Source organism: Pseudomonas syringae KCTC 12500, from assembly GCF_000507185.2.
Lineage (GTDB): Bacteria > Pseudomonadota > Gammaproteobacteria > Pseudomonadales > Pseudomonadaceae > Aquipseudomonas > Aquipseudomonas syringae.
Genome location: NZ_AYTM02000002.1, coordinates 4,936,463 through 4,960,273 on the forward strand (window position 1 = coordinate 4,936,463; position 23,811 = coordinate 4,960,273).

21 protein-coding genes and 1 tRNA gene are annotated in these 23,811 nt (G+C 58.0%); 20 read left to right on the plus strand and 2 right to left on the minus strand.

Features of this window, described 5'->3' with window-relative positions; genetic code table 11:
- The first annotated feature begins 11 nt into the window (after window positions 1-11).
- The 16 genes from thrS (at window position 12) to V476_RS22180 (ending at window position 15,498) form a co-directional block, all read left to right on the plus strand.
- A complete protein-coding gene (gene thrS, locus V476_RS22105) occupies window positions 12-1,934 on the plus strand; it encodes a threonine--tRNA ligase (protein WP_003315564.1) in 1,923 nt (640 codons plus the stop codon).
- Window positions 1,934-2,485 (plus strand): translation initiation factor IF-3, encoded by a 552-nt coding sequence (infC, locus tag V476_RS22110; protein WP_170855886.1) that lies wholly within the window; start codon window positions 1,934-1,936, stop codon window positions 2,483-2,485. The genes thrS and infC overlap by 1 nt, the downstream gene beginning before the upstream one ends.
- A gap of 60 nt (window positions 2,486-2,545) precedes the next feature.
- Window positions 2,546-2,740, plus strand: coding sequence for a 50S ribosomal protein L35 (gene rpmI / locus V476_RS22115; RefSeq protein ID WP_002553160.1), 195 nt, complete (start codon window positions 2,546-2,548; stop codon window positions 2,738-2,740).
- A gap of 29 nt (window positions 2,741-2,769) precedes the next feature.
- The gene (gene rplT / locus V476_RS22120; protein WP_002553161.1) at window positions 2,770-3,126 is read left to right on the plus strand and encodes a 50S ribosomal protein L20; all 357 of its coding nucleotides are present in this window, start codon (window positions 2,770-2,772) and stop codon (window positions 3,124-3,126) included.
- A 104-nt stretch (window positions 3,127-3,230) separates the two neighbouring features.
- Entirely contained in the window at window positions 3,231-4,247 is a 1,017-nt protein-coding gene (gene pheS / locus V476_RS22125) for a phenylalanine--tRNA ligase subunit alpha (protein ID WP_003367019.1), read from the plus strand.
- Between the two features lie 27 nt (window positions 4,248-4,274).
- A complete protein-coding gene (gene pheT, locus V476_RS22130; RefSeq protein WP_024960141.1) occupies window positions 4,275-6,653 on the plus strand; it encodes a phenylalanine--tRNA ligase subunit beta in 2,379 nt (792 codons plus the stop codon).
- A gap of 3 nt (window positions 6,654-6,656) precedes the next feature.
- Window positions 6,657-6,959 carry an integration host factor subunit alpha gene (ihfA, locus tag V476_RS22135; protein ID WP_002553164.1) on the plus strand — a complete coding sequence of 101 codons (303 nt, stop codon included), beginning with the start codon at window positions 6,657-6,659 and terminating at the stop codon, window positions 6,957-6,959.
- A complete protein-coding gene (locus tag V476_RS22140; RefSeq protein WP_003315559.1) occupies window positions 6,940-7,296 on the plus strand; it encodes a MerR family transcriptional regulator in 357 nt (118 codons plus the stop codon). Before ihfA ends, V476_RS22140 begins: the two co-directional genes overlap by 20 nt.
- Before the next feature lie 88 nt (window positions 7,297-7,384).
- Window positions 7,385-7,461 (plus strand) — tRNA-Pro (locus V476_RS22145).
- Window positions 7,462-7,847: 386 nt separating this feature from the next.
- The gene (locus tag V476_RS22150; RefSeq protein ID WP_024960140.1) at window positions 7,848-8,126 is read left to right on the plus strand and encodes a hypothetical protein; all 279 of its coding nucleotides are present in this window, start codon (window positions 7,848-7,850) and stop codon (window positions 8,124-8,126) included.
- Window positions 8,127-8,435: 309 nt separating this feature from the next.
- The gene (locus V476_RS22155) at window positions 8,436-9,158 is read left to right on the plus strand and encodes a GntR family transcriptional regulator (protein WP_024960139.1); all 723 of its coding nucleotides are present in this window, start codon (window positions 8,436-8,438) and stop codon (window positions 9,156-9,158) included.
- Window positions 9,155-9,943 carry an SDR family oxidoreductase gene (locus tag V476_RS22160; RefSeq protein ID WP_024960138.1) on the plus strand — a complete coding sequence of 263 codons (789 nt, stop codon included), beginning with the start codon at window positions 9,155-9,157 and terminating at the stop codon, window positions 9,941-9,943. The genes V476_RS22155 and V476_RS22160 overlap by 4 nt, the downstream gene beginning before the upstream one ends.
- Window positions 9,944-10,033: 90 nt before the next feature.
- Window positions 10,034-10,966, plus strand: coding sequence for a 3,5-dioxohexanoate:acetyl-CoA acetone transferase (kce, locus tag V476_RS22165; protein WP_024960137.1), 933 nt, complete (start codon window positions 10,034-10,036; stop codon window positions 10,964-10,966).
- 47 nt (window positions 10,967-11,013) lie between these two features.
- Window positions 11,014-11,892: an SMP-30/gluconolactonase/LRE family protein gene (locus V476_RS22170; RefSeq protein WP_024960136.1), complete on the plus strand. Its 879-nt coding sequence runs from the start codon at window positions 11,014-11,016 to the stop codon at window positions 11,890-11,892.
- Between the two features lie 83 nt (window positions 11,893-11,975).
- On the plus strand, window positions 11,976-13,298 hold the full coding sequence (locus V476_RS22175; protein ID WP_024960135.1) for an MFS transporter: 1,323 nt from the start codon (window positions 11,976-11,978) through the stop codon (window positions 13,296-13,298).
- Window positions 13,299-13,875: 577 nt separating this feature from the next.
- Window positions 13,876-15,498 (plus strand): methyl-accepting chemotaxis protein, encoded by a 1,623-nt coding sequence (locus tag V476_RS22180; RefSeq protein WP_024960134.1) that lies wholly within the window; start codon window positions 13,876-13,878, stop codon window positions 15,496-15,498.
- A 196-nt stretch (window positions 15,499-15,694) separates the two neighbouring features.
- On the opposite strand, the gene V476_RS22185 is transcribed toward V476_RS22180, so the two are convergent.
- Complete coding sequence (locus V476_RS22185) at window positions 15,695-16,030, minus strand: ArsR/SmtB family transcription factor (RefSeq protein ID WP_003315550.1); 336 nt, start codon at window positions 16,028-16,030, stop codon at window positions 15,695-15,697.
- A gap of 59 nt (window positions 16,031-16,089) precedes the next feature.
- On the opposite strand from V476_RS22185, the gene V476_RS22190 reads away from it, so the two are divergent.
- Window positions 16,090-17,181: an NADH:flavin oxidoreductase/NADH oxidase gene (locus tag V476_RS22190; RefSeq protein WP_003396141.1), complete on the plus strand. Its 1,092-nt coding sequence runs from the start codon at window positions 16,090-16,092 to the stop codon at window positions 17,179-17,181.
- A gap of 38 nt (window positions 17,182-17,219) precedes the next feature.
- Here V476_RS22190 and V476_RS22195 read toward each other — a convergent pair whose 3' ends face one another.
- Window positions 17,220-18,692, minus strand: a complete 1,473-nt coding sequence (locus V476_RS22195; protein ID WP_024960133.1) for an efflux transporter outer membrane subunit — start codon at window positions 18,690-18,692, stop codon at window positions 17,220-17,222.
- Window positions 18,693-18,779: 87 nt separating this feature from the next.
- On the opposite strand from V476_RS22195, the gene V476_RS22200 reads away from it, so the two are divergent.
- From V476_RS22200 to V476_RS22210, 3 genes are all read left to right on the plus strand, one after another.
- Window positions 18,780-19,394, plus strand: a complete 615-nt coding sequence (locus tag V476_RS22200; RefSeq protein ID WP_003396139.1) for a TetR/AcrR family transcriptional regulator — start codon at window positions 18,780-18,782, stop codon at window positions 19,392-19,394.
- 76 nt (window positions 19,395-19,470) lie between these two features.
- Window positions 19,471-20,574, plus strand: a complete 1,104-nt coding sequence (locus V476_RS22205) for an efflux RND transporter periplasmic adaptor subunit (protein WP_024960132.1) — start codon at window positions 19,471-19,473, stop codon at window positions 20,572-20,574.
- Window positions 20,571-23,690: an efflux RND transporter permease subunit gene (locus V476_RS22210; protein ID WP_024960131.1), complete on the plus strand. Its 3,120-nt coding sequence runs from the start codon at window positions 20,571-20,573 to the stop codon at window positions 23,688-23,690. Before V476_RS22205 ends, V476_RS22210 begins: the two co-directional genes overlap by 4 nt.
- Window positions 23,691-23,811: the final 121 nt, after the last annotated feature.

The following is a 23,811-nucleotide window of genomic DNA, read 5'->3' on the forward strand; positions in this document are numbered from 1 at the left end:
GAGGAGGCGCCATGCCAACTATTACTCTTCCCGACGGCAGTCAACGTTCATTCGATCATGCGGTTTCCGTAGCCGATGTCGCGCTTTCAATCGGTGCCGGTCTGGCCAAGGCCACCGTTGCCGGCAAGGTCGACGGCAAGCTTGTCGACGCCTGCGACCTGATCGAAAACGATGCCAGCCTGCAGATCATCACCCCCAAGGATCAGGAAGGACTGGAAATCATCCGTCACTCCTGCGCGCACCTGGTAGGACACGCGGTCAAGCAGTTGTATCCGACTGCAAAAATGGTCATCGGCCCGGTGATCGACGACGGTTTCTATTACGATATCGCCTACGAGCGCCCGTTCACGCCTGACGATATGGCGGCGATCGAGCAGCGCATGCAGCAGTTGATCGAAAAAGATTACGACGTCATCAAGAAAGTCACCCCGCGCGCTGAAGTGATCGAGGTGTTCACTGCCCGTCACGAAGATTACAAGCTGCGCCTGGTCGAAGACATGCCGAACGAGCAGGCCATGGGCCTGTATTACCACGAAGAATACGTCGACATGTGCCGCGGTCCGCACGTGCCGAACACGCGTTTCCTGAAGTCATTCAAGCTGACCAAGCTGTCTGGCGCCTACTGGCGTGGCGATGCCAAGAACGAGCAACTGCAGCGTGTCTACGGCACCGCCTGGGCTGACAAGAAGCAGCTGGCGGCCTACATTCTGCGCATCGAAGAAGCCGAGAAACGCGACCATCGCAAGATCGGCAAGCGTCTTGGTCTGTTCCATACCCAGGAAGAAGCGCCGGGCATGGTCTTCTGGCACCCGCAGGGCTGGACCCTGTACCAGGTGCTCGAGCAGTACATGCGCAAAGTGCAGCGTGAAAACGGCTACCTCGAGATCAAGACTCCGCAAGTAGTTGATCGCTCGCTCTGGGAAAAATCCGGGCACTGGGCCAACTACGCCGACAATATGTTCACCACCGAGTCCGAAAGTCGCGACTACGCGATCAAGCCGATGAACTGCCCTTGCCACGTGCAGGTGTTCAATCAGGGCCTGAAGAGCTACCGCGAGCTGCCGATGCGTCTCGCCGAGTTCGGTGCCTGTCACCGTAACGAACCGTCGGGCGCCTTGCACGGCATCATGCGCGTACGTGGCTTCACTCAAGACGATGCGCACATCTTCTGTACCGAAGACCAGATGCAGGCCGAGTCCGCCGCGTTCATCAAGCTGACGCTGGATGTCTACGCCGATTTCGGCTTCAAGGATATCGAACTCAAATTGTCCACTCGCCCTGAAAAGCGTGTAGGCTCCGACGAGCTTTGGGACCGTGCCGAATCGGCGCTGGCTTCTGCACTCGATAGCGCAGGTCTGCCTTATGATCTGCAGCCGGGTGAAGGCGCGTTCTACGGTCCGAAAATCGAGTTCTCCCTCAAGGATTGTCTCGGTCGGGTATGGCAGTGCGGCACCTTGCAGCTGGACTTCAATCTGCCGATCCGCTTGAGTGCCGAGTACGTGTCGGAAGACAACAGTCGCAAGAATCCGGTCATGTTGCACCGCGCGATTCTTGGATCCTTCGAGCGTTTTATCGGAATTCTGATCGAGCATTACGAAGGCGCATTTCCGGCCTGGCTGGCGCCTACCCAAGCAGTGATCATGAATATCACTGACAAACAGGCCGATTTTGCCCTCGAAGTGGAAAAAACTCTGGCCGAAAGCGGGTTTCGTGCCAAGTCTGACTTGAGAAATGAAAAGATCGGCTTTAAAATCCGTGAGCATACTTTGCTCAAGGTTCCTTATCTCCTCGTGATTGGAGATCGGGAGGTTGAAATGCAAACTGTCGCTGTGCGTACACGTGAAGGCGCTGACCTTGGCTCGATGCCGGTCGCCCAATTCGCTGAATTCCTCGCACAAGCGGTTTCCCGGCGTGGTCGCCAAGATACGGAGTAATTATTATTAAGCGTGAAATGAGACAAGATAAACGAGCTGCACCCAAGGCCCCGATCAATGAAAATATCTCGGCCCGCGAGGTTCGTTTAATTGGCGCTGACGGCGAGCAGATTGGCATCGTCTCGATTGATGAAGCGCTTCGTATTGCCGAAGAGGCGAAGCTGGATCTGGTAGAGATTTCTGCCGACGCACTCCCTCCGGTCTGCCGTGTGATGGATTACGGCAAATCGATCTTCGAGAAGAAGAAGCAGGTTGCTGCAGCGAAGAAGAACCAGAAGCAGATCCAGGTTAAAGAAATCAAGTTTCGTCCAGGGACGGAGGAAGGGGATTACCAGGTAAAACTACGCAACCTGGTACGTTTCCTGAGTGACGGGGACAGGGCCAAGGTATCGTTGAGATTCCGCGGTCGTGAGATGGCCCACCAGGAGCTGGGTATGGAGCTGTTGAAGCGGGTTGAAGGTGACCTGCTCGAATACGGTTCCGTCGAACAGCATCCTAAGATGGAAGGACGCCAGCTGATCATGGTCATCGCCCCGAAAAAGAAGAAATAACCACCAGGGCACGGCAGGCCTTGCGGTTATATTTATCAACTGAATGCGGAGTATCCGAACATGCCAAAGATGAAGACTAAAAGTGGTGCAGCTAAGCGGTTTTTGAAAACCGCCAACGGCATCAAGCACAAGCACGCTTTCAAGAGCCACATCCTGACCAAAATGTCGACAAAGCGTAAGCGTCAATTGCGCGGTAGCAGCTTGCTGCATCCGTCTGACGTGGCAAAAGTCGAGCGCATGCTGCGCCTTCGTTAATTTTGATCAAGATATAGAGGAAGTAACTCATGGCTCGTGTAAAGCGTGGCGTCATTGCCCGTAAGCGTCACAAAAAAATTCTGAAACTTGCAAAAGGCTACTACGGCGCGCGTTCACGCGTATTCCGTGTTGCCAAGCAAGCGGTAATCAAGGCAGGCCAATACGCCTACCGTGACCGTCGTCAGAAAAAACGTCAGTTCCGCGCTCTGTGGATCGCTCGTATCAACGCTGGTGCTCGTGTTAACGGTCTGTCCTACAGCCGTTTCATTGCCGGCCTGAAAAAAGCGTCCATCGAGATCGACCGTAAGGTTCTGGCTGATCTGGCAGTGAACGAAAAAGCGGCGTTTGCTGCGATTGTCGAGAAAGCTAAAGCCACCTTGGCCTAAGTCCCCGACAATCACTTGCCCCGGTTCTCCGGGGCCGGTGTTAAACGTCATAAATAGGGGAAGAGCCTTCAGCTCTTCCCCTATTTTGTATCTGGAGTCTGTACATGGAAAACCTGGACGCGCTGGTCTCTCAAGCTCTTGAGGCTGTGCAAAGCGCCGAAGATATCAATGCCCTGGAGCAAATCCGGGTTCACTACCTCGGCAAGAAAGGCGAGTTGACTCAGGTGATGAAGACCCTGGGGAACCTGCCTGCTGAAGAGCGTCCGCAAGTCGGTGCGCTGATCAACGTTGCCAAGGAACGTGTCACAGAGGTTCTCAATGCACGCAAGGCATCGTTTGAGCAGGCAGAACTGACTGCCAGGCTCGCAGCCGAATGCATCGATGTGACCCTGCCAGGCCGCGGTCAGACCTCAGGTGGTCTGCACCCGATTACCCGTACTCTGGAACGTATCGAACAATTCTTCACGCACATCGGCTACGGCATCGCCGAAGGCCCTGAAGTCGAAGACGATTACCACAACTTCGAGGCGCTCAACATCCCAGGCCACCACCCGGCCCGGTCGATGCACGACACCTTCTATTTCAATGCGAACATGCTGCTGCGCACCCATACCTCGCCGGTACAGGTACGCACCATGGAATCGCAGCAGCCGCCGATCCGCATCGTCTGCCCAGGCCGTGTGTACCGTAGCGACTCGGATATCACCCACTCGCCGATGTTCCACCAGATCGAAGGTCTGCTGGTTGATCGCGACATCAATTTTGCCGATCTGAAAGGCACCATCGAAGAATTCCTGCGTGTGTTCTTCGAGAAAGAGCTGGCCGTACGCTTCCGTCCTTCGTATTTCCCGTTCACCGAGCCCTCGGCGGAAGTGGATATGGAATGCGTCATGTGCAGTGGCAAGGGCTGCCGCGTCTGCAAGCAGACCGGCTGGCTTGAAGTCATGGGTTGCGGCATGGTCCACCCGAACGTGCTGCGCATGTCCGGCATCGATCCTGAAGAGTTTCAGGGCTTTGCGTTCGGCATGGGCGTAGAGCGTCTGGCCATGCTGCGTTACGGCGTCAATGATTTGCGCCTGTTCTTCGACAACGATTTGCGGTTCCTCGCGCAATTTCGCTAAGTCGTACGAACCCTTCAGGAGAGCAGGATGAAATTCAGTGAACAATGGCTGCGCGGCTGGGTAAGCCCGCAGGTTTCCCGCGACGAGCTGGTTGCTCGTCTGTCGATGGCCGGTCTTGAGGTTGACAGCGTGACGCTGGCCGCCGGCGTTTTCAGCGGCGTGGTGGTGGGGGAGGTGCTGAGCACCGAGCAACATCCCGATGCCGACAAGCTGCGTGTGTGTCAGGTCAGCAATGGCAGCGAAACCTTTCAGGTTGTCTGTGGTGCGCCAAATGTGCGTCCGGGCCTGAAAATTCCATTCGCCATGATCGGCGCCGAGCTTCCTGGCGATTTCAAGATCAAGAAAGCCAAGCTGCGCGGCGTCGAGTCCAACGGCATGTTGTGTTCGGCTGCCGAGTTGCAGGCCGGCGAGGGCAATGATGGTCTGATGGAGCTGGCAGCCGATGCGCCAGTCGGTCAGGACATTCGTGTCTATCTGAGCCTGGACGATGCCAGCATTGAGGTCGACCTGACCCCGAACCGTGGCGACTGCTTGTCGGTGGCCGGTCTGGCGCGTGAAGTCGGTGCGCTGTACGCCGCTGAAGTTACCCGTCCGCAGGTCGCTGCTGTCAGCGCTGTACACGATGAAGTGCGCCCTGTAGAAGTCCTGGCGCCGGCTGCATGCCCGCGCTACCTGGGCCGTGTCATCCGCAACGTCGACCTTTCGCGTCCGACCCCGCTGTGGATGGTCGAGCGTCTGCGTCGTTCCGACGTGCGCAGCATCGATGCCGCTGTCGACATCACCAACTACGTGATGCTGGAGCTGGGTCAGCCTCTGCATGCGTTCGATCTGGCCGAAATCAACGGCGGGATTCGTGTGCGCATGGCCGAGGAGGGCGAGAAGCTCGTCCTGCTCGACGGTCAGGAAGTCAGCCTGCGTGCCGACACGTTGGTCATTGCCGATCACCAGCGCGCGCTGGCGATCGCCGGTGTCATGGGTGGCGAGCACAGCGGTGTGACTGCAAGTACTCGCGATATTTTCCTGGAAAGCGCGTTCTTCGACACCATTTCGGTGGCCGGCAAGGCGCGTTCCTATGGTTTGCATACCGACGCTTCGCACCGCTATGAGCGTGGTGTGGACTGGCAACTGGCCCGTGAAGCCATGGAGCGGGCCACTGGTCTGCTGCTGGAAATCACTGGTGGCGAAGCCGGCCCCGTGATCGAAGTGGTCAGCGAGCAGCATTTGCCGTCGATTGCCCCGGTTACGCTGCGCGCCAGCCGCGTCGAGCAGATGCTCGGTCTGGTGATCGAAAATGCCGAAATCGAACGCCTGCTGAAAGGTCTCGGTCTGGCTGTGACTGCTGAAGCCGATGGGCAATGGCGTGTCGAAGTGCCAAGTCATCGTTTCGACATCAGCCTTGAAGTCGACCTGATCGAAGAGCTGGCGCGTCTGTACGGCTACAACCGTCTGCCGGTCCGCTATCCGCAAGCCCGTCTGGCTCCTCAGGCCAAGGCCGAAGCCAAGGGCGATCTGCCTGAGCTGCGCCGCCTGCTGGTTGCCCGCGGCTATCAGGAAGCGATCACCTACAGCTTCATCGACCCGAAATGGTTCGAGCTGTTCTCGCCGGGCGCCAAGCCCTTGCTGCTGGCCAACCCGATCTCCAATGACATGGCCGCCATGCGCGCCTCGCTGTGGCCCGGTCTGGTCAAAGCCCTGCAGCACAACCTCAACCGCCAGCAGGATCGCGTGCGGATGTTCGAAAGCGGCCTGCGCTTCGTCGGTCAGCTCGACGGCTTGAAGCAGGAGCCGATGCTCGCTGGCGTGGTGTGCGGCAGCCGCCTGCCGGAAGGCTGGGCGCAAGGTCGCGACGTAGTCGATTTCTTCGACGTCAAGGCTGACGTTGAAGCGGTTCTGGGCTTTGCCGGTGCGTTGGGCGAGTTCACCTTCACGCCGGGTCAGCATCCTGCCTTGCACCCAGGCCAGACGGCTCGCATCGAGCGTGATGGCCGTGAAGTCGGTTTCCTGGGCGCCATTCACCCGGAACTGTCGAAAACCCTCGGCCTGGATCGTCCGGTGTTTGTTTTCGAGCTGGTTCTGGCGGAAGTGTCGACCGGCCGTCTGCCGAAATTCCACGAGCTGTCGCGCTTCCCTGAAGTGCGCCGCGACCTGGCACTGCTGGCTGATCGGGATGTTTCGGCCAGTGCAGTTCTGGACGTTATTCGTGAAAATGCAGGCGAGTGGCTCACAGACCTCAGGTTATTTGATGTTTACCAGGGTAAAGGCATTGATCCGCATAGAAAAAGCCTTGCAGTCGGCTTGACCTGGCAGCATCCATCACGCACTCTTAATGACGATGAGGTAAACGCAACGACACTTGCTATCCTCACCTCGCTTGAGGAGAGGTTAAACGCCACGTTAAGGAAGTAGCGTATGGGGGCTCTGACGAAAGCTGAGATGGCCGAACGTCTGTACGAAGAGCTGGGCCTGAATAAACGGGAAGCCAAGGAACTGGTCGAACTGTTTTTTGAAGAAATCAGGCACGCTCTGGAAGATAACGAGCAGGTGAAGTTGTCAGGTTTCGGCAACTTCGACCTTCGAGACAAGCGCCAGCGGCCTGGGAGAAATCCCAAGACCGGTGAAGAGATTCCGATTACGGCGCGCCGTGTGGTCACCTTTCGTCCAGGGCAGAAGCTGAAGGCCCGAGTTGAGGCATATGCTGGAACCAAGTCATAACGACGAGCTGCCGCCGATCCCCGGCAAACGCTACTTCACCATCGGTGAGGTCAGCGAGCTCTGCGCGGTAAAACCGCACGTTCTGCGTTATTGGGAGCAGGAGTTTCCTCAACTCAACCCAGTCAAGCGACGCGGAAACCGTCGGTATTATCAGCGCCAGGACGTACTGATGATCCGCCAGATCCGCGGCCTGCTGTACGATCAGGGCTTCACCATCGGTGGCGCCCGACTTCGTCTTACCAGCGGTGAACCAAAGGACGACACCCAGCAGTACAAGCAGATGATCCGCGAGATGATTGCGGAGCTGGAAGACGTACTCGTCATGCTCAAGGCGTAATTGAGCAGTCAGGATACTTCCAAAATTCAAATGCTTAGGGTATATTCCTCAACGTTTTCGCACGTTGCAAAACAGATACACGCCTAGTCGGGGCGTAGCGCAGTCCGGTAGCGCACTAGCATGGGGTGCTAGGGGTCGAGTGTTCGAATCACTCCGTCCCGACCATATAATTCAATGACTTAGGCCAATGTTTGCAGCATTGGCCTTTTTCATGCGCGTGACTTTTGCGTGACTCGTTGGTTTTTCATGCCTGCCTCCTTTTCAAAAATGTCAGACCCGGCCCACGCGAGTCAATTGCTGACACCATGTTTGCAGCATCCATCAGATATCCAGTATCCGAGCATTGGTCCCGTTCGAAAACCATTTCATGGAACGCTTAGGCGGTGCTGTCAGGCCCAGTCAATAATATTCCCTGCTGATCTGACGCTCCCACTTTTCACGCATTGGCATGACGTTGCCCCGCCGCTGAGACTCAGTTTGAGAAGGGTATTGGAGCTTCGCGATTCGGTTCGGCTACTATCGAGCAGATCAATTTATGTATGGATGCACTGATGCTCAATGATTCCGATACCTTGGGAAGTGCTTTCAAGCGTGCCTTTTACCGGGTCGACGGTATAACCATGTATGCGTGTTGGGCGATATGGGTGGGGGTGCTGATTTGGGACCTGCTTGGTTCGGCAGGCTCGGGGATCCACACGGTTGTCCTGATTCTGATAGGCCTTTTAAATCCTTTCCTGTTTCTGCTGCTTGGCCTTTGGCGTTTACCCGGTCTGCTGACGGCGTTGATTATCATCGGCATCAATATCAAGTTTTTATTCGCTTGGCTTTGAACCTTACGACCTATGTAAAACGCGGTATTGAGGGCTGAAACCTTCTCGCGCTGCTTGCTTGCACATAAAAGGCCTGTCGCTTTTTATAACAGGCACAGCCCCGTGCCAGCGTCCTCATCCAGCCACTCGGAATAGCCAATAGCTGTTACCTAAAATCCGTGGCGACGTTCCCCCGCACCAACGCTTTGCGCGTGTGCCCGCGACGTGAGCTCCGACTAAGGTGCCCACCACCTCCAAAAAAACAATTTGACATATGTTATTTGTGATCACATATTTGTGCCATAAGAAAGCCAATATGAGTCACTCCCCATGGCAGATCATCCCATCCTCCTGCCCGCCATGCGGCAGGTCTCTCGCGATACCCTCCAGGACCAGGTCTACCGGCAGATCCGTGAAGCGTTGATGAGCGGGCGCTTTCAGCCGGGTCAGAAGCTGACGATTCGTGGCCTTGCCGAAGCGCTGGGTTCCAGTCCGATGCCGGTGCGCGAGGCCTTGAATCGCCTCAGTGCTGAGAACGCCTTCGAAGTCACCGAAACTGCCCGGCTGCGTGTGCCCATGATGACCCCGGAGCGGCTGCGCGAGATTCGCGATGCGCGGGTGGCGCTGGAAGGTCTGTTGGCCGAGAAAGCGGTCATCCTGCTCAACGACGCCGATCTTGCCGACATCAGCCAGCTCTGCGGGCAGATGCAGAAGGCTGCCGACAGCGTTGATGTCGCGCTCTATCTGTGGACCAACTTTGCCTTTCACCGACGCATTTATGCGGTGGCCAAGGCTGAGCTGATCGTTGCGGCGGTGGAGAATTTCTGGCTGCACATCGGTCCGTGTTTCGCGCTGGTTGCGCCTGACAGGGCGCATCTCCAGCGTTCGATGGAAGCACACAACCGTATCGTCGAGGCGTTGGCCGCGCGTGATGGGGCGGCGGCTCGTGCAGCTGTCACCGACGACATCATGCAGGCTGCCGACTCTCTGACGCGCCTGATCGCAAACAGCGACCGCTCCAGGTCGCGTGTCTCGGGAGTGAAAAAAGCATGAGTGTTCTCAATCGTCTGGTTCCCTATGCAGGGCTGCGCGTCCTTATTTCCGGCGGTGCAGCCGGGATCGGTGAGGTGTTGGCGGCGGCCTATCTGGAAGCGGGGGCAAAGGTACACGTGTGCGATGTTAGCGAGGCGGCCATTGCGGCATTCCTCGATCGCCATCCAGGCAGCGTCGCCACCCACGCAGACGTCGCTGATCCGGCGCAGATCGAAGCGGTATTCAGGGTGCAGCGAGCACGCTTCGATGGTCTTGATGTGCTGATCAACAACGCCGGGATCGCCGGGCCGACGGCGGGTATCGATGCCATTAGCGAAGAGGAGTGGCAGCGCACCATCGACATCAATCTCACCGGGCAGTACCGCGTCGCTCATCATGCGGTGCCGTTGCTCAAGGCTTCACCCAATGCCCACCTGATCCATATCGCCTCGGTCGCCGGTCGCCTTGGCTATGCCTGGCGCACTCCGTATGCCGCGACCAAATGGGCGATTGTCGGGCTGATGAAGTCGCTGGCGTCCGAGTTGGGGGAAAGTGATATCCGCGTCAATGCCTTGCTGCCGGGTATCGTCGAAGGTCCACGCATGGACGGAGTGATTCGGGCCCGTGCGCAACAGATGAACGTGCCGGAGGAGGTGATGCGCGAGGAGTACCTGAAAAAGATCTCGCTCAAGCGCATGGTCACCGCCGAGGACGTTGCGGCGATGGCGCTCTTTCTGTGTTCGCCCGCCGCCCGCAACGTCACGGGGCAGGCCATCAGTGTGGATGGCAACGTCGAATATCTTTAAGGATTCGGCTCGATAGCAACGATGACCGGACGTCGTCCGAGTCATGTTCCACATCAGACTTCTCGCCAACAACAAGAATGGAGAATGCTCATGCCCAAAAAACGTCCGGTCATCATTACCTGCGCCGTCACGGGAGCAATCCACACGCCGTCGATGTCGCCTCATTTGCCGATCACGCCGCAGGAAATCGCCGATGCAGCCATCGGTGCCGCCGAGGCCGGGGCCTCGATTGTTCATTTGCACGCCCGCGACCCACATGACGGAAGGCCCAGTCAGGATGTCGATCTGTTTCGGCAGTTCCTGCCGCAGATCAAGGCCAAGAGCGACGTGGTGATCAATATCACCACCGGTGGCGCGCCGACCATGGGCGTGGAAGAGCGCCTGCAGCCGGTGGCGCAGCTCAAGCCGGAACTTGCCTCGTTGAACATGGGGTCAATGAACTTCGGGCTGTACGAAATGCTGGATCGCTACAGCGAATTCAAGCACGACTGGGAGCGGCCCTATCTGGCCGAGAGCGACGACCGGATTTTCCGTAACACCTTCCGCGACATCGCACACATCCTCAATACCTGCGCCGAGAACCGCACACGCTTTGAAATTGAATGCTACGACATCGGTCATCTGTACACCGCAGCGCACTTTCTGCAGCGCGGGTTGCTCAAGGCACCGATTTTCATCCAGTCGGTATTCGGTTTGCGCGGCGGTATCGGCGGGCATCCTGAAGACTTGGCGCACATGCGTCGTACGGCTGACCGGCTGTTTGGCGATGCCTATCAGTGGTCGATCCTGGGTGCCGGTCGCAATCAGATTCCGCTGGGCACCATGGGCCTGTCGATGGGCAGTCATGTGCGGGTCGGTCTGGAGGATTCGCTGTGGGACGGACCGGGCAAGCTGGCGGCGTCCAATGCCGATCAGGTCAAGCGTATCCGCACGGTGATCGAAGCGCTGGGCGGGCAGGTGGCGACGCCGGATGAGGCCCGTGAAATGCTCGATCTGAAGGGGCAGGACAAGGTTAATTTCTAGTCGCCGCAAAATATGTCATCTCAATAACAACAAGACAGAGGTGAAAGATGCGTATCGAAATCGTTGTCGACGTAAAGACCACGCTGGGCGAAGGCCCGGTCTGGGATGTCGAGCAACAGCGCCTGTACTGGATCGACAGCTTCGACGGCCGCGTCCTGCGCTGCACGGACGACGGGCGTGAACTGCGCGCCTGGGATGTCGGCCAGAAAATCGGCTCCATGGCCCTGCGCAAGCATGGCGACGCGGCGCTTGTCGCGTTGCAGACCGGTATCTACAACCTTGACCTGCCGAGCGGCGATCTCGAGCTGATCGTCGACCCTGAGCCCGGTTTGCCGAACAATCGCCTCAATGATGGCAAGGTCGATCGGCAGGGCCGGTTCATCGTGGGCTCGATGGACACGCAGGAGGATCAGGCCAGCGCGAAGCTGTATCGCCTCGATCCGGACTTGAGCCTGCACACCCTGGATGAAGGCATCATCGTGTCCAACGGTCCTTGCTGGAGTCCGGGCGGGGACACCTTTTATTTCGCCGACACTTGGTCGGGGGAGATCTGGACCTACGATTACGACAACGCCAGCGGTGCAGTCGCCAACAGACGCACCTTTACCAAGGTCGACACCTCGGCAGGGGGCGCGGCGGATGGCTGCACCGTGGATGCCGAGGGCTGTCTGTGGCAAGCGCTGGTGTATGCCGGAAAGCTGGTGCGTTACACCCCTGACGGGCAGGTGGATCGCATCATCGACATGCCGGTGAAAAAAGTGACCAGTCTGACCTTCGGCGGCTCGAATCTGGACACACTGTTTGTGACCTCCATGGCCAAGCCGCCGTTGCCGCGCTTTCCGCAAGATGGCCAGCAGCGCGGTGCCCTGTTCGCCATCACCGGGCTGGGTGTGAAAGGCATCGCCGAGCGGCGCTTTGCCAGTTAACCCGCCGACAGACCGAACCTGAACGTTAAGGACGACTGGACCCTTTCTCGCTGGGGCGTGTGCAGCACGCCTGGAGATTTCCCATGCCAAATAACAAGAACGCATCGCTGGGCAAGATTCATCGTTTTTCGTGGGTGTCGTTGCTGGTCTGCTGGATGATCTGGATTTTGAACGCCTATGACCGCGAGATCGTCTTGCGCCTGGGCCCGACGATTTCCAAGCATTTCGACCTGTCTGCGGACCAGTGGGGGACGGTGGCGACGGTGGTCATGCTGGCGCTGGCCGTTCTCGATATTCCCGGCTCCATCTGGAGCGATCGCTACGGCGGAGGATGGAAGCGGGCGCGCTTTCAGGTGCCGTTGGTACTGGGTTACACCGCGCTGTCGTTTCTGTCGGGCTTCAAGGCATTGAGTGGCAGCCTGGCCAGTTTCATCGCCTTGCGCGTTGGGGTGAATCTGGGCGCTGGCTGGGGCGAGCCTGTCGGTGTCAGCAATACTGCCGAGTGGTGGCCAGTAGAACGTCGCGGTTTTGCCCTGGGCGCGCACCATACCGGTTACCCCATCGGCGCGATGCTCAGCGGCATCGTCGCCAGTTTCGTGATCAGCACCTACGGTGAGGAAAACTGGCGTTATGTGTTCTTCTTCGCCTTCGTGGTAGCACTGCCATTGATGATCTTCTGGGCACGTTATTCGACTGCCGAGCGCATCACCCAACTGTACGTGGACATCGCTGCCAAAGGCATGACCCCGCCGGACAGCACGCCGTCGACCAATGTAAAAGGCCAGGTCTGGAAATCGGTGAAGGCGACGCTGAACAACCGCAATATCGCCCTGACTGCCGGTAACACCCTGCTTACGCAAGTGGTGTACATGGGCGTCAACATTGTCCTGCCGGCCTACCTGTACAACATCCTCAACCTGTCGCTGGCTGAATCGGCGGGAATGAGCGTGGTGTTCACCCTGACCGGCATCCTCGGGCAATTAATCTGGCCGTCGCTGTCGGACATCATCGGTCGGCGCATCACCTTGATCATCTGCGGCATATGGATGGCGGTCAGCGTAGGGGCCTTTTACTTCGCCAACACCATCCTGATCGTCATCGCCGTGCAGTTGCTGTTCGGTCTGGTCGCCAATGCTGTCTGGCCCATCTACTACGCGGTCGCCTCCGACTCGGCACAACCTTCGGCGACCTCCACAGCCAACGGGATCATCACCACAGCGATGTTCATCGGCGGCGGTATTGCCCCGGTACTGATGGGGACGCTGATTTCGATGGGCGGCGGCTGGACCAGCCTCAGCGGTTATACTGTGTGTTTTTTCGTGATGGCCGGTTGCGCGTTGGGCGGGGCGTTTCTGCAACTGTTTTCTCACCGTCCGGAGTCGCTGACGGTGCAGCGGAGCGTGTGAAGGTGGACAGGGATGCCGCCTGGCTTTGATCTGACATGGCAATAAGTGACTGGTAAGGACGCTGGATATCTGACTAATGAGTCAGTCTGCGGGGACAGGAAATATAGCGCCATCGCTCAAAGTCCGTCCCCGTTTCAATCAGAAAGTGCCACTTTCAAGAATGGCAGCATTCGCTTGCCGGGCCGTCCAGCCAATTGAAGAGGGGAGAATAAAGTATTACTTTTCCGACCATTACTTGCTGTTAGCGACATTTAGGCTGTCGCAATCAGGACGTACCTTGACTGCTGTGAGCAAAAAAATGACGTCATAAATTCTCAGGCGTCAAGTTTTTTCTGGCACTACAGTCAATCAGATGCCAAGTGTAATAAAAATTTTTTATCTTTGAATATCATTGCTTTAGAGGAGAATAGAGCTTTTATTCAGGTCCGGTGAAGTTGCAGCCCCTAAAGTTACTGAGCTGGCGGGCGACATGAGTAATATCTCAATGACATCAATCATAAAAGTTGGTTCAGCCCATTTTTACGATTGATAGCGCCCATCATGTAAGCCACGGAATGGCTAGTTCAGGACCGACATCATGTTCAGCAAACTCAGCATCTCGCAAAAGCTTTACCTCAGCTTTGCTGCGATCATCGTGCTTATCGCCGTCCTTGTCGCGAGTGCTTACAGAGGTTTCGAGCAGGTCGAAGACGCTACCAATAGCAATGTTCATACGTATCAGGTGCTGAGCGACGCGCAACTCGCCCTTGAACAACTGATCAATATCGAGACCGGGATGCGGGGGTTTGTCATCGCTTCGAAGGATGCCTTCCTGGAACCACTGGTGGCGGGGGAGAGGCGTTTCACCGAAGAACTCGATTCGCTCAAGCGCCTGACAGCCGACAATGCGGAACAGCAGCGCCGCCTGGCTGCATTGGGTGAGATGCAGAAGCGCTGGCTCGACGAAGACATCAATCCGATCATCGCTCTGCGCCGTGATCTGACTGCACGCGGTGCAGCTGATGATCAACTGGATGCACGCATCAGCTCGGGGGCCGACAAAGCCAAGATGGACAGCATGCGTGCTCTGCTCTCTGAACTCAGCGGTACCGAGCAAAAGTTGCTGGTTCAGCGCAGTCAGGAAATGGCCGATGCCAAGCGGTTTGCGATCATGATTCTGATGTGCGGCGGCCTGGCCGCGGCTGTTCTCGCGATGATCCTTGCCGCTGTATTGGGGCGAAGCACCACGGCGCGTTTGCAACTGGCCATAGATGCCGCAACGGCAATTGCCAATGGCAAGCTGGACACTGTGATCGACACCAGCAGCCACGACGAACTGCCGAAAGCCTTTGATCGTATGCAGAATCGCCTGCGCGAAATGATTCAACAGATCAGCCAGGCGGCCAATCAACTGGTCGTTGCCGTACAACAGATTTCCGGTGCCTCCGAGCAACTGTCCGGTGCGATCCAGGAACAGTCGACGTCCGCCTCGGCGATGGCGGCCACAATCGAAGAACTGACCGTCAGCATCCATCACGTCTCCGAAAACGCCGACGAGGCGCATGAACTCGCCAGCCGTTCAGGGCAGCAGTCGAAAGATGGTGCGCAGGTCATCGAAAACACCTTGTCCAGCATGAATGGCATCGCCCGGACCGTGCAGCTTTCCTCCACTCAGGTCGCAGGTCTGGGTCAGCACTCCGAGCACATTTCATCGATCGTCAGCGTGATTCAGGGCATTGCCGACCAGACCAACCTGCTGGCCCTCAACGCTGCCATCGAGGCTGCTCGGGCCGGTGAGCAAGGCCGTGGCTTCGCAGTGGTTGCCGACGAAGTACGCCTGCTGGCGCAGAACACCGGCAAGTCCACCAAGGAAATCGCCGGGATGATCGAGAAAATTCAGGCGGGCGTGCGGGAAACCGTCGAGAGCATGCGCAGCGGCGTTCAGGAAGTGAACGAAGGTGTTGCAATGGCTGGCACCGCCGGTCAAGCGATCATCGAGATTCGCGACAGTTCGGGCAAGGTTCTGCAGGTGGTCGACCAGATATCCTTCGCGCTGCGTGAGCAAACCGCAGCCAGCCAGGATGTCGCACGTAACGTCGAGCGCTCCGCGCAAATGGCTGAACAGAACAACATGTCGGTTCAGGAATTGCTCAAGACCAGCGGCGGCCTGAAGACCCTCGCCACCAGCCTGCAGACAGAAGTTGGCAAGTTTCGGCTTTAAGGTCTGGAAGCGTATCGTCAACAGGATCACCCTGCTGAAAAAACCGGTATTAGTCGAAGCGCTAATGCCGGTTTTTTTTGCATATTAAAAAAATGCGCCTAACCTTTGGTGCCTCGATGACGATCCCGAGCAGCGCATCGAAATTCATGCAATGAAATGGCAGCGCAGGTTGTCTCAGGGCTGATGCCTTTTTACGTCAATGCTGAGCCAGAATACTGTCCAGCAAACCCGGGAAACGGCTCTCGAGCATCTGTTTACGTAGCGAGTTCATGTGCGTGGTGCCCACGTTGCGCGTCTGTACAAGCCCGGCGTCGCGTAGCACGCGGAAGTGATGGGACATGCTGGATTTCGGGCGTCCGCCGTCCAGTTCGCCGCAGGTGGCCTCTGCAACGCCGGCCAGGCAGCGCACGATTCCCATGCGAACGGGATCACTCAAGGCATAGAGTAAGCGTTCGAGGGTGAGGTCTTCAGGATCGGGGTGTTGGAAGGTTCGCATGCCGGGGATGATATCAAGGCTTTCGTTTATTGCCATAGTTCGATTACCATCGAACAACTGAAATCAAAAGTCATCTGGCCTACGGGAGCTTTCCAATGTCTGCATTGTTCGAACCCTTCAAACTGAAAGACGTCACGCTGCGCAATCGAATCGCCATTCCTCCGATGTGCCAGTACTCGGCAACCGAAGGTGTTATCAACGACTGGCACCAGGTGCATCTGGCCAGTATGGCGCGCGGTGGTGCGGGCCTGTTGGTGGTCGAAGCTACCGCCGTTGCGCCGGAAGGGCGTATTACCCCAGGTTGCACCGGTATCTGGAACGACGAGCAGGCGCAGGCATTCGTGCCTGTCGTCAAAGCCATCAAGGCCGCAGGATGCGTGCCGGGTATTCAGATTGCCCACGCCGGTCGCAAGGCCAGCGCCAATCGCCCATGGGAAGGTGATGACCATATCGCAGCGTCCGATTCGCGCGGCTGGGACACCATCGCTCCGTCCGCCATCGCGTTCGGTGCCAATCTGCCGAAAGTCCCGCGCGCCATGACCCTGGAAGACATCGCTCGTGTTCGCCAGAACTTCGTCGATGCTGCCCGTCGCGCCCGCGATGCCGGCTTTGAATGGATCGAGTTGCATTTTGCCCACGGCTACCTGGGGCAGAGCTTCTTCTCCGAGCACTCCAACCAGCGCACCGATGAGTACGGCGGCAGCTTCGATAACCGTAGCCGTTTCCTGCTGGAAACCCTGGCTGCAGTGCGTGAAGTCTGGCCTGAGAACCTTCCGCTCACCGCACGTTTTGGCGTGATCGAATACGACGGTCGCGACGAGCAGACTTTGGCAGAATCGATCGAACTGGCGCGCCGCTTCAAGGCTGGCGGGCTGGATCTGTTGAGCGTCAGCGTCGGTTTCAGCACCCCGGACGCCAACATTCCGTGGGGGCCTGCGTTCATGGGGCCGGTTGCCGAGCGTGTGCGCCGTGAAGCAGATATTCCCGTGACCAGCGCCTGGGGTTTTGGCGAACCGAAGCTGGCTGAAGAGGCGGTCAAGTCAGGCCAGCTCGATCTGGTCTCGATTGGTCGTGCACATCTGGCCGACCCGCATTGGGCCTACTTCGCGGCGAAAGAACTGGGCGTTGAAAAATCGGCCTGGACCTTGCCTGCGCCTTACGCTCACTGGCTTGAACGTTATCGCTGAGCACGCCTGACCTGAAGATATGCATGCGTTGGTGGCACCTACAGCGTATGCACCTTATCTTCTGCTGAAGTGGTGGTAGGCGTTTGCCAACCACCACCCAGCGCTTTGAATACGGCGACCGCCGCCTGCGCGGATTCGACGTGTGCCTGCGCCTTGGTGTCAGCGACCTGCAGCATTTTCTCGTCGGCGCGCAGAACCTCGATCAAACTGGCAGCACCTTTGCTGTAGCTTGCGAATGAGGATTGCCGGGCAGAAGCAAGCGCAGTTTCGCTTTTACCTAGCATTGCAGCTTGAGTTTCGCGGCTGGCCAACGAAGAAAAAGCATTTTCAACGTCCTCAGTGGCGCGTAAAACTGACTGTCGATAAGCCGCCAGAGCTTCTGCCTCTTGTCCCTTGGCTTGACTGATCCGGGCGTTCACCCGGCCGAAATCAAAAAGCCTCCAGCGAAGCCCCAAAATACCTGCTGACTGACTGGCACCACCGGTAAACAGATTGCCGCTCGACACGGCTGTGGCGCTGCCCAGCAATGCGCTGAGTGAGAGTTTGGGGTAATACTCGCTGATCGCCACGCCGATACGCGCGTTCGAAGCGGCGAGGCGCCGCTCGGCCACGATCAGATCAGGTCTGCGACGCAGGAGATCGGCTGGCGTTCCTGTCGATGCCAGCGCGGGTGCGTGTGGGATTCGACCTGTTTCAGCCAGAGAGCCCCGATGAGTGCCAGGTGGTACGCCCAGCATCACGTCAAGCGCGTTCATTGCAGCGTCGAGACCTGTTTGCAGAATCGGCACTGTTGCCTGCACCTGTAAAAGCTCAGCTTCGATCTGACGAACTTCATAGTCAGGCGACAGACCACGCTCATGAAGGAGCTGGACTTTTTCCAGCAGGTCTTGCCGGGTTTTAACCTGTCGGTTTGTGATCGCCAGCCTGGCTTGCAGACCACGGATGGTTATGTAGGTATCGGCGGTCCGGGCTGCCACAGCGAGCCTCGCAGCCGCAACACCTGCCTGCGAAGCCTGGTATTCAGCCAGTGCAGCCTGTCGGCTGCGTCTCAAACCGCCAAAAACATCCAGCTCCCAGCTTGCGGTCAGATTGGCTTCATAGGAATTGCCATAACGATCGTAGCCAGGTGCCGAGTTCAGCACCTGGCCGAGTGGAGTATCTACCGATTGATGAGCCCGCGCCGTCTGTGCATCGATGTTGCCCGACGGGAGCAGGGCGGCGGTTGCCGCATCTGCTCCGGCGCGTGCCTGAGCCAGTTGCGCGCTGGCTTGAGCGAGATCGAGGTTCTGCGCCAGTGCGCGTGACACGAAGCTGCTCAGTAACGGATCATCAAAACCGTCCCACCACGCGGCACTGACAAGCGGATGCGCGGTAATATTCGCAGCGCCACGTGGTTGAGTCAGATAGCGGTCAGGCAGGGGCGCATCCGGGCGTTGGTAATCCGGACCCACGGCGCAGCCCGACAGCAGGCCGGTGCTCATGACCAGTACATAAGTACAAAGCGTGCGCATGGAAATTCCTTGAGATGATCAGGTTGTGACTATATTACGATCCGGTCACTTGTTGTCAATGAGTGTTCACATAGCTAAGCTGGAAACATGACTAATCAAATCAAGACATCCCCAACGCGTGGTCCCTCCGACCACAGCGTTCGCGATCAGGTTGTTGAAGCGGCAACACAGCATTTCGGCCACTACGGCTATGAGAAAACCACAGTCTCCGATCTGGCCAAGGCCATCGGTTTTTCCAAGGCCTACATCTACAAGTTCTTCGACTCCAAGCAAGCCATCGGCGAAGTGATCTGCTCGAACCGGCTGGCGATGATCATGGCGCTGGTGAACTCGGCCATCAGCGACGCGCCAACGGCCTCCGAGAGGCTGCGCCGCCTGTTCCGCTCGCTTGTGGAGGCCGGTAGCGACCTGTTTTTTCACGACCGGAAGCTGTATGACATAGCCGCTGTCGCAGGCCGCGATCAGTGGCCTTCTGCTGCCGCGCACGACGAGCGTATTCGCCAGCTCATCCAGCAAATCGTTCTTGAAGGCAGGGAGTCGGGAGAGTTCGAACGCAAGACACCTCTGGACGAGGCCGTTCAGGCCATTCACCTGGTCATGCGTCCGTACATCAACCCGGTGCAATTGCAATACAACCTCGACATCGTGTCGACGGCTCCGGTCCATCTGTCGGCGCTGATACTGCGAAGTCTGGCACCCTGAAATTGTGACCATTGACTAATTTGGTCACTTTGCGGAGAATCGTTTTCCTGCTCACTTGATTTCAAGTAGGGATCCCATGCTCCTGTTCAGACCCAAAGCCACTGCGTTGTTGTTATTGCCTCTCTTCCTGACTGCGTGCAGCGAGTCGTCCGGGGGACGCGATCCACGTACCCAGCCGCCTCTGGTAAGGGCGGCCACTGTTGCAAATACTGATCAAGCCTCCCGTTCATTCACCGGGGTTGTGGTCGCTCGGGTTCAGAGCGACCTGGGGTTTCGGGTTTCCGGGAAGGTGCTTGAGCGCCTGGTTGATACCGGCCAGACCGTCAAGCGCGGTGAGCCGCTGATGCGCCTGGACCCCGTTGACCTTGGGCTTCAGTCTCAGGCCCAACAGCAGGCGGTTGCCGCGGCTGTGGCGCGAGCCAGGCAGACCGCCGATGACGAAGCGCGTAATCGTGATCTGGTTGTTGCTGGTGCGATATCCGCGTCCGCCTACGACAGGATCAAATCCCTGGCCGACACCGCCAAGGCAGAGCTAAGTGCTGCACAAGCGCAGGCCAGCGTGGCGCGTAACGCAACCGGATACGCCGTTTTACTGGCGGACGCCGACGGCGTGGTGGTCGATACCCTGGTCGAGCCTGGACAGGTCGTCAGCGCAGGCCAGCCCGTGGTCAGGCTGGCAAAGGCCGGGCCACGTGAAGCCATTGTCCATCTGCCTGAAACCTTGCGGCCGACTATGGGGGATCGGGCTGAGGCCAGACTGTATGGCGACGGTGCGCGCGTCATACCGGCAAGGCTGCGGCTGCTCTCTGACGCCGCAGACCCGCTGACGCGTACGTTTGAAGCCAGGTATGTGCTTGAACGCTCAAACATCAGTGCACCTCTGGGTTCAACGGTGTCCCTCGATATCGCTGTCGGCAAGGCTGGCCGGCAGTCGCTGGCGATACCCATTGCCGCTCTGCATGACCCGGGTCGAGGCCCGGGTGTCTGGGTCATTGCGGGTACGCCTGCAAAAGTCACCTGGCGCGCCGTGCAACTGCTGGGTGTGAGTGACGATTCGGCAAATGTGAGTGGCGGTCTCGAGGCCGGTGAGCAGGTCGTGGCACTGGGCACGCATTTGCTTCACGACGGTGAGGAAGTGCTCGTGCAGCAAGGTGGTATCACCGCCGAGGCACGACCATGAGTCCGGGACGTTTCAACCTTTCTGCACTGGCCGTTCGCGAACGCGCCATCACGCTGTTTCTGATTATTTTGATCGGCGTGGCCGGTACGCTTTCGTTTTTCAAACTGGGGCGTGCGGAAGATCCGCCTTTCACCGTCAAGCAAATGACCGTTATTTCTGCGTGGCCTGGCGCAACCGCTCAGGAGATGCAGGATCAGGTCGCCGAGCCGCTTGAAAAACGCATGCAGGAATTGAAGTGGTACGACCGTAGCGAGACCTACACCCGGCCAGGTCTGGCATTCACTATGGTTTCATTCCAGGACAAGACGCCACCTTCTCAGGTGCAGGAAGAGTTTTATCAGGCGCGCAAGAAACTCAGTGATGCCGCGAAGTCATTGCCTGCGGGGGTCATTGGTCCGATGGTCAATGATGAATTCTCGGACGTGACCTTTGCGCTGTTTGCGTTGAAAGCCAAAGGTGAGCCGCAGCGGCTGCTGGTACGCGATGCCGAGTCGCTGCGCCAGCGTCTGCTGCATGTGCCGGGCGTGAAGAAGATCAATATCATCGGCGAACAGGCCGAACGAATTTTCGTGTCGTTCTCCCACGAGCGGCTGGCAACATTGGGTATCGCTCCTCAAGATATTTTTTCGGCGCTCAACGACCAGAACGTCCTTACGCCCGCCGGTTCGATTGAGACCAGCGGGCCACAGGTTTTTCTGCGCCTGGACGGTGCCTTCGACACCCTTGAGAAAATCCGCAATACGCCGATTGTGGCGCGGGGTAAAACGCTGAAGCTCCAGGACGTGGCGACAGTGGAGCGCGGTTACGAAGACCCCGCGACCTTTATGGTCCGCAATCAGGGTGAGCCTGCGCTGTTGCTGGGCATCGTGATGCGCGACGGCTGGAACGGGCTGGACCTGGGTAAGGCGCTGGATGCAGAAACGGCCAGCATCAACCAAGGCATGCCCTTGGGAATGACGCTTTCAAAAGTCACTGACCAGTCGGTGAACATCGGTTCGGCCGTTGACGAGTTCATGATCAAATTCTTCGTCGCCCTGCTTGTGGTGATGCTGGTGTGCTTCCTCAGCATGGGCTGGCGAGTCGGTGTGGTGGTCGCTGCAGCGGTACCGCTGACGCTGGCCATGGTTTTCGTCGTGATGGAAGCGACGGGCAAGAACTTTGATCGTATTACCCTGGGATCACTGATCCTGGCGCTGGGCCTGTTGGTGGACGACGCCATCATTGCCATCGAAATGATGGTGGTGAAAATGGAGGAGGGCTACGACCGGATCAAGGCCTCAGCCTATGCCTGGAGCCACACAGCGGCGCCCATGCTTGCCGGTACCCTGGTGACTGCGGTCGGCTTCATGCCGAACGGCTTTGCGCAGTCGACTGCCGGCGAGTACACCAGCAACATGTTCTGGATTGTCGGCATCGCCCTGATTGCTTCCTGGATAGTTGCAGTGGTCTTCACACCTTATCTGGGGGTGAAGATGCTGCCGGAAATCAAGCCGGTTGAAGGCGGACACGCCGCCATCTACGACACGGCGCATTACAATCGTTTCAGGCGGATTCTGGCCCACGTCATTGCCAGGAAGTGGTGGGTGGCGGGTGCGGTTATCGCTGCATTTGTGGTGGCGATTCTCGGGATGGGGGCAGTCAAGAAACAATTCTTCCCGACTTCCGATCGTCCGGAAGTGCTGATCGAAGTGCAGATGCCCTACGGCACATCCATCGAGCAGACCAGCGCCACCACCGCCAAAGTAGAGGCATGGCTGAAAAAGCAGGATGCCGCGAAGATCGTCACGTCCTACATCGGCCAGGGCTCGCCACGCTTTTATCTGGCAATGGCGCCGGAGTTGCCCGACCCGTCGTTTGCAAAGATCGTTGTACTGACTGAAAGCCAGGAAGCACGTGAGGCGCTCAAGCTACGGATTCGTGAGGCGGTTGCTGACGGACTTGCACCTGAAGCCCGGGTCAGGGTCACACAGCTTGTGTTCGGTCCTTATTCACCGTTTCCCGTGGCGTATCGCGTGAGCGGGCCGGACCCTGACACATTGCGCGAGATCGCCGCGCGGGTCGAAACCGTGATGGCGGCGAGTCCGATGATGCGTACCGTCAACAGCGATTGGGGGACACGAGTACCCACGCTGCACTTCTCTCTGGATCAGGATCGTTTGCAGGCCGTCGGGCTGACCTCAAGCGCAGTTGCCCGGCAATTGCAGTTCCTGCTTTCAGGTGTCCCAGTCACGTCTGTCCGCGAAGATATCCGTTCAGTGGACGTGATGGGCAGGGCGGCGGGTGACATCCGCCTGGACCCTGCGAAGATCGAGGGTTTCACGCTGGTAGGGGCTGCCGGTCAGCGTATTCCTCTGTCGCAGACCGGAGTGGTCGAAGTGCGCATGGAAGACCCGATTCTGCGCCGAAGAGATCGTGTGCCGACTATCACCGTGCGCGGTGATATTGCTGAAGATCTGCAACCGCCGGATGTCTCCGCCGGTATCATGAAAGCACTGCAGCCAATTATCGACAGCCTGCCGCAGGGCTATCGGATCGAGCAGGCCGGATCAATAGAGGAGTCGGCAAAGGCCACAGTGGCATTGGCTCCGCTGTTTCCGATCATGATTGCCGTTACCTTGCTGATCATCATCCTTCAGGTGCGTTCGATGTCGGCGATGATGATGGTGTTTTTCACCGCGCCGCTCGGCTTGATCGGCGTGGTACCGACATTGCTTCTGTTCAATCAACCGTTCGGTATCAACGCCCTGGTCGGGCTGATCGCGCTGTCCGGCATTCTGATGCGCAATACCTTGATCCTGATCGGGCAAATCGACCACAACGAAAAGCAAGGGCTGGACCCGTTTCATGCGGTGGTCGAAGCGACCGTACAGCGGGCACGCCCGGTGCTGCTCACGGCTCTGGCGGCGATCCTGGCGTTCATTCCCCTGACCCATTCGGTGTTCTGGGGCACGCTTGCCTACACGCTGATCGGAGGCACCCTCGGCGGGACTGTCATGACGCTGGTCTTCCTGCCAGCCATGTATTCGATCTGGTTCAAAATCCGTCCGGATAGAGGAACGCAGCCCCGAAACTCCAGCAGTTACGCCTCAACTGGCACAGAGATGAAGGGGATTTGATCATGAGTCGTTACGCTTAAAGGCGGAGTGCGGCTTTGCGATCAGTTCTACAAAATCGACTGCCGCACATGCGTCCGGTGTTGGCGTTGCAAGACCCGCTCGTCCTCATGAGAGTAATCTC